The organism is Streptococcus mitis, assembly GCF_946190375.1.
GTDB classification, from domain to species: Bacteria; Bacillota; Bacilli; order Lactobacillales; family Streptococcaceae; genus Streptococcus; species Streptococcus mitis_CJ.
The window spans coordinates 1-250 of the sequence record NZ_CAMIAF010000114.1; the positions used below are offsets into that span (position 1 = coordinate 1).

The 250-nt window shown below is 67.6% G+C and carries 1 protein-coding gene; it reads right to left on the reverse strand.

Going from position 1 to position 250, the window contains the following annotated elements:
- Positions 1-250: ATP-binding cassette domain-containing protein (locus N8M09_RS11025; protein ID WP_369009852.1), on the reverse strand; the 250-nt coding region annotated here is incomplete at both ends.

Here is a 250-nt window from a genome sequence, read left to right on the forward strand (position 1 = left end):
CAACCCGCTGCTGCTCACCGCCGGAGAGGCGCGGTGGCAGATGGTGAAGGCGCTCGCTGAGCCCCACCGCCGCCAGCAGCTCGCGGGCTCTGGGCTCGCAGCGGGTCTCGCCACGCAATTCGGCTGGCAACATGACATTCTCAAGCGCACTCAGGGTAGGCAATAGCAGGAAGGACTGGAAGATAAAGCCGACCTGCTCGGCACGCAGGCGGGCACGGCCCTCCTCGTCCAGCTGCACCAGCGACTGCCC